The sequence below is a fragment of the Streptomyces sp. NPDC046866 genome (assembly GCF_040704625.1).
Classification (GTDB): domain Bacteria; phylum Actinomycetota; class Actinomycetes; order Streptomycetales; family Streptomycetaceae; genus Streptomyces.
In genome coordinates this window covers 88,880-101,031 of the sequence record NZ_JBEYXN010000003.1, presented here as the reverse complement: position 1 = coordinate 101,031, position 12,152 = coordinate 88,880, and the positions used below count along the sequence as shown (strand labels likewise).

The following is a 12,152-nucleotide window of genomic DNA, read 5'->3' as shown; positions in this document are numbered from 1 at the left end:
TACGGGTCCCGTAAGGGGAGGGAACGGACGTTTGAGCGGGGGCGGGCCGGGCTAGGTTCGCCGCATGGCTTCCGAGGCTTCCCAGACGTCCCACGCCCTGCACACCTCCCAGGTACTCGTCGCAGCCAACCGCGGCCCGCTGTCGTACGCCCACGGCCCCGACGGCGCCCTGACCGCCCGGCGCGGCGGCGGCGGGCTGGTCTCCGGCCTCTCGGCCGCGCTGGACGGCCAGCCGGACGCGGTGTGGATCTGCGCCGCGCTCTCGGAAGGGGACCGGGAGGCGGTGCGGCGGGGCGTGGCCGAGCCGGGCGTGCGGATGCTGGACATCGACCCGTCGGTGTACGACGCCGCGTACAACGGCATCGCGAACTCGGTGCTGTGGCTCACCCACCACCACCTGTACGACATCCCGCGCACCCCCGTCTTCGACGCCGGGTTCCGGCGCCGGTGGGAGGGCTACACCGCCTACAACCGGGCCTTCGCCGAAGCACTGGCCGAGGAGGCCGCCGAGGGCGCCTGCGTCCTGGTGCAGGACTACCACCTCGCGCTGGTGCCCGGGCAGCTGCGCGCACTGCGGCCGGACCTGCGGATCGCCCACTTCACCCACACGCCGTGGGCGTCCCGCGACTTCCTGGACATGCTGCCGGACGACATCCGCAGCGAGCTGCTGTGGGGCATGCTCGGCGCGGACGTCGTGGGCTTCCACACCCGGGCGTGGGCGGACGCGTTCCTGCTGGGGGCGCACCTCGACGACGAGCGGGGGACCGCGGAGCCGCGGATGCCGGCGGGGGCGGACGGCGAGCGGTACGTCGCCACGGTGCCGCGGGGCGCGGGGGCGGGGCCCGGTGCCGCGGGGCCCCGGCGCACCGAGGTGGCGGTGTACCCGCTGGGCGTCGACGGCGACGAACTGCGCCGCCTCGCGCACCGGCCCGAGGTCGACGACCGGCTGGCGGCGCTGCGGGCGGAGGTCGGCGACCTCAGGACGATCGTCCGGGTGGACCGCACCGAGCTGTCGAAGAACATCGTGCGGGGGCTCCTGGCCTACCGGGAGCTGCTGACCGTGCGGCCCGAGTGGCGGGGGCGCGTGGTGCACCTGGCCTCCGCGTATCCGTCCCGGCAGGACCTGGAGGCGTACCGGGCGTACACGGCGGCGGTGCGGGAGCTGGCGCAGGAGATCAACGAGGAGTTCGGGACGGAGGGCTGGCAGCCGGTGCTGCTGTCGGTGCAGGACGACTTCGCGCGGTCGCTGGCCGCCTACCGGATGGCCGACGTGGCGCTGGTCAACCCCGTCCGGGACGGGATGAACCTGGTGGCGAAGGAGATCCCGGTGGTGTCGGAGGCCGGCTGTGCGCTGGTGCTGTCGACGGGGGCGGGGGCGTACGGGGAGCTGCGGGAGGACGCGCTGACGGTGAATCCGTACGACGTCACGGCCACGGCGGAGGCGCTGCACGAGGCGCTGTCGATGCCTGCGGGGGAGCGGCTGGAGCGCACCAAGCGTCTGGCCACGGCCGCCACGTCCCTCCCCCCGTCCCGCTGGTTCGAGGCCCAGCTGACCGCCCTCCGCGCGATCCCGCCGACCCCGGCCTGACCATGCGCCCCGCCGGCCTCCCACCCTCGCCGCTGCGCGGAGCCTCAAACGCCGGCGGGGCTGAAAGACCCGGGCGCTCCGCGCCCGGTGCGCTCAAACGCCGCGCGGGCCGGATGGTGCCGCTGGGCGCCCATTCCGGCCCCGCCGGGCGGAAATCCAGCCCCGCCGGCGTTTGAGGCGCGGGGTCCGGGGCGGAGCCCCGATCTTTGAGCCGCGCCAGCGCCGCAGGGCCCGCCACGCGGCGGAGCCGCAGGTCCGGCACAGCGGGAAGGGGCGGGGAGGGGACGGGCTCCGCGCAGCGGCGGGTCAGGCCGGGAGGTGGGCGGCCAAGGCGGTCAGGTAGGACGTGATGGCGGCCGGGCCCGGCAGGACCAGGTCGGCCCGGGCGGCCAGCTCCTGGACCTCCTCCGAGCCGCTGCACAGCAAGAGCCCGGGCAGCCCCTCCGCCCGCCGCTTCTCCACCGCCGCATAGGCCGCGAGGTCACCGAGGTCGTCCCCGGCGTACACCACCGTCTCCGCGTCGGTTTCCGCCAGGTACTCGGTCAGGGCCACGCCCTTGTCCATGCCCGGCGGCCGCAGCTCCAGCACCGCCCGCCCCGGCTCCACGATCAGCCCGTGCCGCGCGGCCAGCTCGTCCAGCGGCTCCCGCAGCGCGGCGAACGCGGCGGCCGGGTCCGCGGCCCGCCGGGTGTGCACGGCGAGGGCGCGGCCCTTCTCCTCGATCCAGGTGCCCTGCCAGGCCCCGATGGAGTCCAGGAATCCCGGCAGCTCGGCCCGGACCGCCGCCACTCCCGGGTGCTCGGCGGGTGCGTGGACGATGCCGGTGACGGCGTCCCACCGCTCGGCCCCGTAGTGGCCGAGCACGACCAGGCGCTCCAGCCCCGCCACTCCGGCGAAGCCCCCGAGCCGTACGGCGACCCCGGCCGGCCGGCCGGTGATCACGGCGACGGAGGCGACGCGCGGCGCGAGGGCGGCGAGCGCCGGGAGGGCGGCCGGATGGGCGCGTGCCTGGTCGGGGTCCGGCACGATCTCGGCGAGGGTGCCGTCGAAGTCGAGGGCGACGACGGCGTCGCGCGGTGCGCGGAGCAGGGCTGCGAGCCCCTCGCGGCCGGCAGCGGTGACGGGCATCGGCAGGTCGTGCGGATGGCTCCCCATACCGATGACCCTAACGGCCCAGCGGTGTCACGGCTACGGCGCGCGCCCCGGCGTGCCGCGCCGGGCCGCCCCGGGGTCAGCGCCGGGCGCGCTGCGCCTCGCGGATCCGGCGCAGCCGGTTGACGGTGCCGGGGGCGTGGGCGAGGGCCCGCGGGTCGTCCATGAGGGCGTTGAGCAGCTGGTAGTAGCGGACGGGGGTCATCCCGAGGCCCTCGCGTATCGCGCGCTCCTTGGCGCCGGGGCCGGGCCAGGTGCGCCCCTCGTAGGCGAGCACGGCGGCCTCGGCGGACGTCAGCCGCCCGCCCCGCTGTTCACCGCCCTGCCCGTCGTCCGTCATACCGCCAGATTAACGCCGCTCACCGACACCCCCGTGGGCCCCGCCCCCCGCGCGGGGTCCGTCAGCGGGCGTCCGCCGTGCGGGCCGCCGTCGCGATGCCCTCCAGGACCTTGGCGGGCTGGCCGCCGGGCTGCACGGCCTTGCCGATGTTCTGCTTGACGTCCTCGCTCACGCCGGCCCAGGATTTCTTGCCGACGGGGTAGAGCCGGGCGTTGGGCAGGGCCTGCAGGAAGGTCCTCAGCCGGTCCGCCGAGCCCCCGGTGGCGGACTCCATCGCCCGGTAGCCGCTGGTGGTGACCGGCAGCAGGTCGTACTTGGCGGTGAAGGCGGTCACGTTCTTCGTCTCGTAGAGGTAGTCGAGGAACTTGCCGGACTGCACGCGGTGACCGTTCTTGAAGGCCATGATCCAGTCGGCGACGCCCATGGTGGAGTGGTCGGTGCCGTCGGCGGTGGGCAGCGGCACCATGCCGAACTTCACGCCCTTCTCGGCGGCCTGCTTGATCAGGGTCGGGTGCCCGTTGAGCATGCCGACCTCGCCGCGCGTGAAGGCGTCGAAGGCGGCCTGCCGGTCGGTCTTCCCCGGCTCGTTCGGACCGGTCAGCCCCTGGCCCACGAGCTTGTCGCGCAGGAACTCGAAGGTCTTGACGTTCTCCGCGGAGTCGATCGCGTACGCCTCCTCGTTGTCGGTGTAGCCGCCGCCGCCCGCGAGCATCCACTGCATCGTCTCGGCCTGGGCCTCCTCGCGGCCGAGCGGCAGCGCGAAGGGCGTGGCCACGCCCGCGGCCTTGAGCTTCTTGGCGGCGGCCTCGAGGTCGGCCCAGCTCTTGGGCTGCCAGCCGGCCCTGGAGTCCTTGGGGACGACCCCGGCGTCGCCGAGCAGCTTCTCGTTGTAGAAGAGCAGGCGGGTGCTGGCCACGAAGGGCATGCCGTACTGGACGCGGCGGATCTTGCCGGCGTCGGCGAGCGGTGCGAGGAAGTCGGCCTCGGTCTTGACGGAGAGCAGCTCCTCGGCGGTGTAGAGCTTGCCGGCGGCCGCGTAGTCGGCGTAGGCGCCGATCTGGGCGATGTCGGGGGCCTTGCCGGCCTTGACCATCGCGGCGACCTTGGCGTCGACCTCGGACCAGTTGTAGACGCTGACCTCGACCTTGGTGCCGGGGTGGGTCTTCTCGAAGCCGGCGGCGAGGTCCTTCCAGTAGCCGGCGGAGGAGTTCTGCGGATTGTCCCCGTAGTCGGCCGCCACGACCCGCAGGGTCACCTCGTTGTCCCCGGTGACGCTTGCGCAGCCGGTCAGTGTCGCCGCGGTCAGGCAGAGTGCGGCGCCGGCGGCGGCCAGGCTCAGGTAACGGCCCTTCACAGTTCTCGATCCACTCCAGGTTGTACGTACGATCCACGTAAGGTCTACACCACTTTGGCGGCTCTTCCACATCCGGCCCCGGGCCCGCCCCCGACGGGGCGGCGGCGTTTGTATGGCGGCTCAACAATCCCTCCCAATGGACTAGACCTTTCCCCGGCGAACACGCGAGACTGTCACCTGTGAAACCCGTGAAACACGTCATCGCCCTCGATGTGGGCGGCACCGGGATCAAGGCCGCCCTCATCGCCGATGACGGCACCCTGCTCCACGAGGCGCGCCGCGCCACCGGCCGCGACCGGGGCCCCGACGCCGTCGTCGGGACGATCCTGGACTTCGCCGCCGAGCTCCACTCGCTCGGCCGCGAACGCTTCGGCGCGCCCGCCCGCGCGGCCGGCGTGGCCGTGCCCGGCATCGTCGACGCGGACAGCGGCACCGCCGTCTACGCGGCGAACCTCGGCTGGCACGACGTGCCGCTGCGCGCGCTGGTCAGCAGCCGCCTCGGCTCGCTCCCCGTGGCCCTCGGCCACGACGTGCGCACGGGCGGACTCGCCGAAGGCCGCATCGGGGCCGGCCGCGGCGCCGACCGCTTCCTCTTCGTCCCGCTCGGCACCGGCATCGCCGGCGCCATCGGCATCGCCGGCCGCATCGAGGCCGGCGCCCACGGGTACGCGGGCGAGATCGGCCACATCGTGGTCCGGCCCGGCGGCCCCGCCTGCGGCTGCGGCCAGCGCGGCTGCCTGGAGACCCTCGCCTCCGCCTCCGCCGTCAGCCGCGCCTGGGCCGCCGCCAGCGGCGACCCCGCCGCGGACGCCGCGGACTGCGCCGTGGCGGTCGCCTCCGGCGACGAGCGGGCCCGGCAGGTGTGGGCGACCGCCGTCGGCGCGCTCGCCGACGGCCTGGTCACCGCGCTCACCCTGCTCGACCCCCGCACCCTGATCATCGGCGGCGGGCTCGCCGAGGCCGGGGACACCCTCTTCACCCCGCTGCGGGCGGCCGTCGAGGAGCGCGTGACGTTCCAGCGGCTGCCGCACATCGTCCCGGCGGCCCTCGGGGACACCGCCGGATGCCTGGGCGCAGGGCTGCTCGCCTGGGACCTACTCGCCACGGAGGTACCTGCCTGATGGCCGGAAGCGCACACAGCACCGTTCTCTCCGGCGCCCGGGTCGTCCTGCCGACCGGCATCGTGGCGGGCGGCCGCGTCATCGTCGAGGGCGACCGCATCGCCGGCAGCGCCCGCGAGGACGCGGCCGTGGTCGACCTGTCCGGGCACTGGCTCGTCCCCGGCTTCGTCGACATGCACAACCACGGCGGGGGCGGCGCCTCCTTCACCTCCGGCACCGCCGAGGAGGTCCTCCAGGGCGTACGGACCCACCGCGAACACGGCACCACCACCCTGGTCGCCTCCACCGTCACCGGGGACCTCGACGAGCTCGCCCGCCGCGCCGGCCTGCTCGCCGAGCTCACCCAGCAGGGCGAGATCGCCGGCATCCACTTCGAGGGCCCGTTCATCAACCCCTGCCGCAAGGGCGCGCACAAGGAGGAGCTGCTGCGCGACCCCGACCCGGCCGAGGTCCGCAAGCTCGTCGACGCCGCGCACGGCGCCGCCCGCATGTTCACCCTCGCCACCGAGCTGCCGGGCGGCCTGGACTCCGTACGGCTGCTCGCCGAGCACGGGGTCATCGCCGCGATCGGGCACACCGACTCCACGTACGACCAGACCCGCCAGGCCATCGCCGCGGGCGCCACGGTGGCCACCCACCTGTACAACGCCATGCCGGCCATGGAGCACCGCGCCCCGGGCCCGATCGCCGCGCTGCTGGAGGACGAGCGGGTCACCGTCGAGCTGATCAACGACGGCACCCACCTGCACCCGGCCATGCTGGAACTGGCCTTCCACCACGCCGGCGCCCACCGCGTCGCCCTCATCACCGACGCCATGGACGCGGCCGGCTTCGGCGACGGGACCTACCACCTCGGGCCGCTGGAGGTGGAGGTGAAGCACGGCGTGGCCCGCCTCGTCGAGGGCGGCTCGATCGCCGGCTCCACGCTGACCCTGGACACCGCCTTCAAGCGGTCGGTGACCCTGGACCGGCTGCCCGTGGAGTCCGTGGTCCAGGCGATCTCCGCCAATCCGGCCAAACTCCTCGGCCTGTACGACGAGGTCGGCTCCCTCGAGCCCGGCAAGTACGCGGACCTCGTCGTCCTCGACGACGGGTTCGACCTCAAGGGCGTCATGCGGCGCGGCGAATGGATCGTCGCACCGCAGGGCTGAACGGACATCAGGACCGGTGGCACCCGGCGCCGTTACGGGGGCCGCGCGGCCGATCGGCCGTACCCGGCCGCACGTGCGGAGGCGGCCCGGCCCCCGGGGCTGGGCCGCCCGCGGTGGTCTTTGACATGATCCCGGCACACACCGAGACCGGGGCCTGCCACCATGATCCTGACCGTGACGCTCAACACCGCACTCGACGTCACCCACCGCGTACCGCGGCTGATTCCGCACACCTCGCACCGGGCCGCCGCCGTGGCCGAGCGGCCCGGCGGCAAGGGCCTGAACGTCGCCCGCGTCCTGGCCGCGCTCGGCCACCCCGTCACCGCCACCGGCTTCGCGGGCGGGCGCACGGGCGCGGCCGTACGCGAACTGCTCGCCGCCGACGCGCCCGGCGTGACCGACGCCCTGGTCCCCTGCGCGGGCCCCACGCGCCGCACCCTGGCCGTGGTCGACGAAACCTCCGGCGACACCACCCAGTTCAACGAGCCGGGCCCGGCGATCGGTTCCGCGGAGTGGGCGCAGTTCCTCGACCGCTACCGGGAGCTCGTCGTCGGAGCCGACGCGGTGGCCCTGTGCGGCAGCCTCCCGCCGGGCGTGCCCGTCGGCGCGTACGCCGTCCTGGTGCGCACCGCCCGCGCGGCCGGCGCGCCCGTGCTCCTCGACACCAGCGGCGAGGCCCTGCGACGCGGCATCGCCGCCCGCCCCGAGCTGGTCAAGCCGAACGCCGCCGAACTCGCCGAGCTGACCGGCTCGCGCGAACCCCTCCAGGCCACCCGCGGCGCCCGTCGCCGCGGCGCCCACGCCGTCGTCGCCTCCCTCGGCCCGGACGGGCTGCTCGCGGCCACCGCCGAGGGCGCCTGGCAGGCCGCCCCGCCCGAGGCCCTGGCGGGCAACCCCACCGGGGCCGGCGACTCCGCCGTCGCGGGCCTGCTGTCGGGCCTGGTCGAGGGCCTGGGCTGGCCGGACCGCCTGGTCCGCGCGGTCGCCCTGTCCGCGGCCACGGTCTGCTCTCCGGCAGCGGGAGAGTTCGACCCCCGCACCTACGAACGGGTGCGGGGGTCGGTGAAGGTGACGCAGCGTTAGCGGGTCAGGGGCTCAGGAGGTCAGCGGGTCGATGCCCGCGGCCGGGCCGCCGCCGCAGGGCCGCGGCGGTCCGGTCAGCCCCGCTCCAGCCACAGCTGGTCGAGGTTGACCTCGCACTGGTTGCCGGCCTCGCACGACATCTTGACGGTGTTCGTGCCCTGCTTGAGCTGCACGAGCGACCAGGTGTAGGTCCAGCCCTTGTCCCACTCGCCCGGCTTGGCCTGGCTGAAGTTCTTCATGTTGATGGCCCGTTCCTGCTTCTCGCCGTTGACGGTCAGCGTCATGCTGGCGTCCTTGCCGGGCACGCCGTAGACCACCTTCAGCTTGTACTGGCCGGCCTTGGCCACGTCCACGGTCCACGTGGCAGCCGCGCCGGGCGTGTTCAGGCCGCCGACGTACTGGCCGCCCGCGCTCTTCGCGCCCGGCACCGTGTTCTGCAGCATCGCACCGCCCGTCAGGGCCATGCCGGCGCCCGAGGCGTCCGCCTTGGGCAGCGGGGCGTCCGCCGAGGCGGAGGGGCTCGGGGCGTCCGCCGAGGGCGAGTTCTGCGGCTGCGCGGACTGGTTCTGCGCCTGCCCGTCCTTGCCGGCGTTCTTCTTGTCCGCGTCCTTGTCGCCGAAGGCCAGGGCCGCGCCGATGCCGATCACGACCGCACCGAGCACCGCGACCGCCGCGATCAGCATGCCGCGGCGGCTGGAGCCGGAGCCGGAGCCGCCGCGGGCGCCGCTGCGGCCGCCGGAGCCGTTGCCGGGCACCTGCATCGACGTGGTGGGGTGCGGCTGCTGGGCCGGAACGCCGTAGCCGCCGGCCTGGAGCGCTTCGGGGGCCTGGTACTGCGCCTGGTAGCCCGGCTGCTGCTGCTGCGGTACGGCGCCGCGCTGGCCGCCGTAGGTCCGCTCGCCGACCGTGCGCACCTGGTTGTACGAGGTGCGGGGGACACCGCGCTGCGCGCCGGGCTGCCCGCCGACCGTGGGTCCGGGGTAGGCGTAACCGCCGCCCGGCGGGGGCGGGGTGGCTCCGGCAGCCTGGCCGTCCGCGTAGAGGTAGCCGAACGGGTCGTCGTCCTCGGGCTTGTTCGCCCCACCGTTCGGGCCGTTGTTCGCGGGCGTCGTCATCGCAGGTCACTCCTTTCGACCCCCGGGAGCCTACCCCGAACACGTGCACCCACGGGCGGCCGACGGACTCAGCCCGCCCGGCGGTGGGCCTTGGAACGGGACCTCTTCTCCATGTACATGCGCTGGTCGGCGGAGCGCAGCACCTCGTCCGCCGACATCCCGCAGCTGGCCCAGCCGATGCCGAAACTGGCCCCGACCCGCACGGCGCGGCCGTCCACGCGGATCGGCGGGATGATGGCGTTCCGCAGACGTACCGCCAGGTCGGCGGCATCGGCCGCGCCGAGGCCGTCGGCGAGGACGACGAATTCGTCGCCGCCGAGCCGGGCCACGGTGTCGCCGTCGCGGACGCCCGTCGTCAGGCGGCGGGCCACCTCGATGAGGACCGCGTCGCCGGTGTGGTGCCCGAACCGGTCGTTGATCGACTTGAAGCCGTCGAGGTCGCAGAAGAGCACCGCGAGCCCCTTCGTCCCGTCGTCCACGTCGGACGCGGGCGCCACCGTGTGCACGTGGTGGTCGTACGGGCCCGTGCCGGGGCCGCCGGACAGCTCGAACGGCTCGGGGAAGCCGTCGGGCCGGTGGTCGGGCCGGAAGCCGTGCTCGGCGCCCCCGGCGCCGGCCCCGCCCCCGCCCGCGCCCGGGAGGCCGCCCTGCCCCTCGTACGCGGCGTCCAGCGCCTCCACGGCCCCGGCCCGCACCGCCTGCGGCAGCCGGCACAGCCGGGCGGAGAGGCGGGCGCGCAGCTCGGCGCTGTTGGGCAGGCCGGTCAGGGAGTCGTGGCTGGCCCGGTGGGCGAGCTGGAGCTCGTGGCGCTTGCGCTCCTCGATGTCCTCGACGTGGGTGAGCAGGAATCGCGGCCCGTCGGCGGCGTCCGCGACGACGGAGTTGCGCAGCGACACCCACACGTAGGTGCCGTCGCGGCGGCCCAGGCGCAGCTCGGCGCGGCCGCCCTCGGCGGAGGTGCGCAGCAGGGTGCCGATGTCCTCGGGGTGGACCAGGTCGGAGAAGGAGTACCGGCGCAGGACCGAGGCCGGGCGGCCGAGCAGCCGGCACAGGGCGTCGTTGGTGCGCAGGAGCCGGCCGTGCTGGTCCCCGCCCATCTCGGCGATGGCCATGCCGCTGGGCGCGTACTCGAAGGCCTGCCGGAAGGACTCCTCGCTGGCGCGCAGCGCCTGCTGCTCGCGCTCCAGGCGGACCAGGGCCCGCTGCATGTTCGCGCGCAGCCGGGCGTTGCTGATCGCAATGGCCGCCTGGAAGGCGTACATCTGGAGCGCCTCGCGCCCCCACGCGCCGGGGTGGCGCCCGTTGCGCGGTCTGTCCACCGAAATGACACCCAGGAGTTCCCCGCCGGACGCGTACATGGGGGCGTAGAGCCGGTCCTCGGGGTGCCACTCGTCCTCGAACCGCGGATCGGGGCCGTCGGTGTGCCACTGCGGCACGTCGTCCTCGAGCAGGACCCAGCCCTCGGTGTGCGGGATGAAGCGCAGGCCGTCCCAGTCCTCGCCCATGGCCAGGCGGCGCTCCCAGGAGGTGCGGGAGCCGACGCGGCCGGTGATGAGGGCTTCGGCGGCGGGGTCGCCGGCGAACGCGGCGACGACGAGGTCGCCGTCAGGGCGTACGAGGTTGACGCAGGCGAGTTCGTAGCCGAGGCCCGTGACGATGCCGTCCACGACGGTCTGCAGAGTGTCCGCCAGGCTCCTGGCCGTGTTGAGCTCGGCCACCACCCGGTGCAGCTGCCGCAGGGTCGCAAGACGGACGTACGGCTCCGACTCGGTCTCCATTGCTCGCTCTCCCCGAGACCTCGACAGCAACTCCAGGTTTGTCATCGGCGTTTCGTTGCGGTGTCCCGTCCACTGAATCACAGTGAGCTGTGCGGCAGGTACACAGGGTCAACAAATCTTGCCCTCTGTGACTCAAGTCACATGAGATGAATAAAGGTGTGGGGAAAAGGGCCACGGCGCCCGGCAGTACACCCGCCTTCCCGGCAGCAAACGATACGCCCGCGGGCCTAGGCCAAGGGTCCGGGACGCGGCTCCGCCCCGGGCCCGATGTGCACCGCGGAGGGCGAGACTAGCGTTCCCGGCGTGCCGAAGACGATTTCCGAACCCCTGCCGAGCGCCCCCACCGTCCATCCTGAGGGGGTGAGCCACGACGAGTTCCGCGCCGCCATGTCCCGCCTGGCCTCGGGGGTGTGCCTGATCACCGCGCACGAGCCCCCGCTGGCCCCGGACGGCCCGCACGGCGAGGACGTCGGGATGACCGCCACCGCCTTCATGTCCGTCTCCCTCGACCCGCCCCTGGTCCTGGTCAGCGTGCGCGAGGGATCCCGGATGGACGACCTGCTCGCCGAGCAGCCGCTGTGGGCGGTCTCCGTCCTCGCCGACCACCAGCTGCAGGTCGCGAGCCGCTTCTCGATGAAGGGCCGCATCAGCGACCGGCTCCTCTTCGCCGACCTGCCGTACGTGCGCGGCGCGGCCTCGGGGGCGCCGCTGCTGAGCGGCGCCCTGGCCACCCTGGAGTGCCGCACCGAGAGCCGCGTCCCGGCCGGTGACCACACCCTGGTCATCGGCCGCGTCCTCGCCTCGGCCGTGCCCTCCGCCGACAGCGCACCGCTCACCTACTTCCGGGGCCGCTACCGCCACCTGGCGCCGTAGTGCCGGGGCGCGCGCCCGCAGGCCGGGCGGGGGCGGCCGCGGGGGCCGCCGCGGGGCGAGGCCGCGGACGCCGCCGGGGGCGCCGCCGCGGTGCTACCAGTCGCGGCCCGAGCGGCCGCGCTTGGTCTCGCCGCGGGCCTTCTTCTCCCGCAACCGCCGCTCGTTGATCCCCCGCGGGATCTTCGTCGCGCGCCGCGGCCGCGGCGGCGGGGCGGTCGCCTCCGCCAGCAGCGCCGCCATCCTCACCAGCGCCATCTCCCGGTTGCGCAGCTGCGAGCGGTGCTCCGAGGCGCGTACGGTCAGCACCCCGTCCACCAGGCGCGACGCGAGCCGCTCCAGCGCCCGCTCCTTCCACTGCGGCGGCAGCGCCTTCGTGGCGGCCAGGTCGAACAGCAGCTCCACCCGCGAGTCGGACGTGTTCACGTGCTGCCCGCCCGGCCCGGAGGAACGCGAGAACCGCCAGGAGAGCTCCGCCTCGGGGAGCTCCACCGCACCGCGGATGACATGGGGACCGGACATGCCCCCCATGATCCCGCCCCCGCCGCACGGCGTCACCCGCATTTCCCGCCGCCGCGCTGGAACCCGGCGACCCTCTCC

General features: G+C 74.6%; 11 protein-coding genes. 5 read left to right on the top strand and 6 right to left on the bottom strand.

Annotated features, from left to right (window positions below; translation table 11 throughout):
• Nucleotides 1–64: 64 nt before the first annotated feature.
• Nucleotides 65–1,588, top strand: coding sequence for a trehalose-6-phosphate synthase (locus AB0953_RS06415; protein WP_366858281.1), 1,524 nt, complete (start codon nucleotides 65–67; stop codon nucleotides 1,586–1,588).
• Nucleotides 1,589–1,894: 306 nt separating this feature from the next.
• Here AB0953_RS06415 and otsB read toward each other — a convergent pair whose 3' ends face one another.
• From otsB to AB0953_RS06400, 3 genes are all read right to left on the bottom strand, one after another.
• Nucleotides 1,895–2,743: a trehalose-phosphatase gene (otsB, locus tag AB0953_RS06410; protein ID WP_366858280.1), complete on the bottom strand. Its 849-nt coding sequence runs from the start codon at nucleotides 2,741–2,743 to the stop codon at nucleotides 1,895–1,897.
• 76 nt (nucleotides 2,744–2,819) lie between these two features.
• Nucleotides 2,820–3,080, bottom strand: a complete 261-nt coding sequence (locus AB0953_RS06405; RefSeq protein WP_366858279.1) for a DUF3263 domain-containing protein — start codon at nucleotides 3,078–3,080, stop codon at nucleotides 2,820–2,822.
• A 61-nt stretch (nucleotides 3,081–3,141) separates the two neighbouring features.
• Nucleotides 3,142–4,434 (bottom strand): extracellular solute-binding protein, encoded by a 1,293-nt coding sequence (locus tag AB0953_RS06400; RefSeq protein ID WP_366858278.1) that lies wholly within the window; start codon nucleotides 4,432–4,434, stop codon nucleotides 3,142–3,144.
• A gap of 188 nt (nucleotides 4,435–4,622) precedes the next feature.
• Between AB0953_RS06400 and AB0953_RS06395 the strand changes: the two genes are divergently transcribed.
• The 3 genes from AB0953_RS06395 to AB0953_RS06385 all read left to right on the top strand — a co-directional run bounded on the left by AB0953_RS06395 (nucleotide 4,623) and on the right by AB0953_RS06385 (nucleotide 7,789).
• Nucleotides 4,623–5,555, top strand: a complete 933-nt coding sequence (locus AB0953_RS06395) for an ROK family protein (protein ID WP_366858599.1) — start codon at nucleotides 4,623–4,625, stop codon at nucleotides 5,553–5,555.
• Complete coding sequence (nagA, locus tag AB0953_RS06390; protein ID WP_366858277.1) at nucleotides 5,555–6,706, top strand: N-acetylglucosamine-6-phosphate deacetylase; 1,152 nt, start codon at nucleotides 5,555–5,557, stop codon at nucleotides 6,704–6,706. Before AB0953_RS06395 ends, nagA begins: the two co-directional genes overlap by 1 nt.
• Nucleotides 6,707–6,868: 162 nt before the next feature.
• Complete coding sequence (locus AB0953_RS06385) at nucleotides 6,869–7,789, top strand: 1-phosphofructokinase family hexose kinase (protein ID WP_366858276.1); 921 nt, start codon at nucleotides 6,869–6,871, stop codon at nucleotides 7,787–7,789.
• A gap of 74 nt (nucleotides 7,790–7,863) precedes the next feature.
• Here the strand turns inward: AB0953_RS06385 and AB0953_RS06380 are convergent, their stop codons facing one another.
• The gene (locus tag AB0953_RS06380) at nucleotides 7,864–8,904 is read right to left on the bottom strand and encodes a carbohydrate-binding protein (RefSeq protein ID WP_366858275.1); all 1,041 of its coding nucleotides are present in this window, start codon (nucleotides 8,902–8,904) and stop codon (nucleotides 7,864–7,866) included.
• 68 nt (nucleotides 8,905–8,972) lie between these two features.
• On the bottom strand, nucleotides 8,973–10,682 hold the full coding sequence (gene cdgB, locus AB0953_RS06375) for a diguanylate cyclase CdgB (protein WP_366858274.1): 1,710 nt from the start codon (nucleotides 10,680–10,682) through the stop codon (nucleotides 8,973–8,975).
• 267 nt (nucleotides 10,683–10,949) lie between these two features.
• Between cdgB and AB0953_RS06370 the strand changes: the two genes are divergently transcribed.
• A complete protein-coding gene (locus tag AB0953_RS06370) occupies nucleotides 10,950–11,555 on the top strand; it encodes a flavin reductase family protein (RefSeq protein ID WP_366858273.1) in 606 nt (201 codons plus the stop codon).
• Nucleotides 11,556–11,648: 93 nt separating this feature from the next.
• Here the strand turns inward: AB0953_RS06370 and arfB are convergent, their stop codons facing one another.
• Nucleotides 11,649–12,074 carry an alternative ribosome rescue aminoacyl-tRNA hydrolase ArfB gene (gene arfB / locus AB0953_RS06365; protein ID WP_366858272.1) on the bottom strand — a complete coding sequence of 142 codons (426 nt, stop codon included), beginning with the start codon at nucleotides 12,072–12,074 and terminating at the stop codon, nucleotides 11,649–11,651.
• Nucleotides 12,075–12,152 lie beyond the last annotated feature (78 nt).

Coding starts and splice junctions, on each gene's coding strand:
- AB0953_RS06415 (WP_366858281.1), top strand. CDS start 65: ATGGCTTCCGAGGCTTCCCAGACGTCCCACGCCCTGCACACCTCCCAG.
- cdgB (WP_366858274.1), bottom strand. CDS start 10,682: ATGGAGACCGAGTCGGAGCCGTACGTCCGTCTTGCGACCCTGCGGCAG.
- AB0953_RS06380 (WP_366858275.1), bottom strand. CDS start 8,904: ATGACGACGCCCGCGAACAACGGCCCGAACGGTGGGGCGAACAAGCCC.
- AB0953_RS06370 (WP_366858273.1), top strand. CDS start 10,950: ATGTGCACCGCGGAGGGCGAGACTAGCGTTCCCGGCGTGCCGAAGACG.
- arfB (WP_366858272.1), bottom strand. CDS start 12,074: ATGTCCGGTCCCCATGTCATCCGCGGTGCGGTGGAGCTCCCCGAGGCG.
- nagA (WP_366858277.1), top strand. CDS start 5,555: ATGGCCGGAAGCGCACACAGCACCGTTCTCTCCGGCGCCCGGGTCGTC.
- AB0953_RS06385 (WP_366858276.1), top strand. CDS start 6,869: ATGATCCTGACCGTGACGCTCAACACCGCACTCGACGTCACCCACCGC.
- otsB (WP_366858280.1), bottom strand. CDS start 2,743: ATGGGGAGCCATCCGCACGACCTGCCGATGCCCGTCACCGCTGCCGGC.
- AB0953_RS06405 (WP_366858279.1), bottom strand. CDS start 3,080: ATGACGGACGACGGGCAGGGCGGTGAACAGCGGGGCGGGCGGCTGACG.